This is a genomic window from Kocuria sp. APC 4018 (genome assembly GCF_030407675.1).
GTDB classification, from domain to species: domain Bacteria; phylum Actinomycetota; class Actinomycetes; order Actinomycetales; family Micrococcaceae; genus Kocuria; species Kocuria rhizophila.
Map to the genome: position 1 here is coordinate 1 of NZ_JASDCY010000123.1, position 962 is coordinate 962.

Annotated in this window: 1 rRNA gene; it reads left to right on the forward strand. The window is 56.0% G+C overall.

Annotated features, from left to right (window positions below):
- A 23S ribosomal RNA gene (locus tag QL985_RS12095) occupies window positions 1-962 on the forward strand; the annotation flags it as partial.

The window sequence follows — 962 nt, forward strand, 5'->3', positions numbered from 1 at the left end:
GTGATCTACCCATGGCCAGGTTGAAGCGCGTGTAAGAGCGCGTGGAGGACCGAACCCACTTCAGTTGAAAATGGAGGGGATGAGCTGTGGGTAGGGGTGAAAGGCCAATCAAACTCCGTGATAGCTGGTTCTCCCCGAAATGCATTTAGGTGCAGCGTTGCGTGTTGCTTGCTGGAGGTAGAGCTACTGGATGGCTGATGGGCCCTACAAGGTTACTGACGTCAACCAAACTCCGAATGCCAGTCAAGTTGAGCGTGGCAGTGAGACTGTGGGGGATAAGCTTCATAGTCGAAAGGGAAACAGCCCAGACCATCAACTAAGGCCCCTAAGCGTGTGCTAAGTGGGAAAGGATGTGGAGTTGCTTAGACAACCAGGAGGTTGGCTTAGAAGCAGCCACCCTTGAAAGAGTGCGTAATAGCTCACTGGTCAAGTGATTCCGCGCCGATAATGTAGCGGGGCTCAAGTACACCGCCGAAGTTGTGGCATGACACCGTATAGCTGAGCCGTTTGTGGTTGAGGTGGTGTTGTGGGTAGGGGAGCGTCGTTGGGGTAGTGAAGCTGCGGGGTGACCCAGTGGTGGAACCTCAACGAGTGAGAATGCAGGCATGAGTAGCGATAGACGGGTGAGAAACCCGTCCGCCGGATGATCAAGGGTTCCAGGGTCAAGCTAATCTGCCCTGGGTGAGTCGGGACCTAAGGCGAGGCCGACAGGCGTAGTCGATGGACAACGGGTTGATATTCCCGTACCGACGAAGAACCGACCCTACTGAACCGGGGATACTAACCACCCGAACCACCATGACCGTGTGCCCTTGTGGTACGCGGGGTGTGTGGGGAGCGTGGGACCTGATCCGGGGAGGTAAACGTGTTAACAGGTGTGACGCAGGAAGGTAGCCGAGCCAGGCGATGGTTGTCCTGGTCTAAGCATGTAGGGTGACCCGTTGGTAAATCCGCGGGTTGTG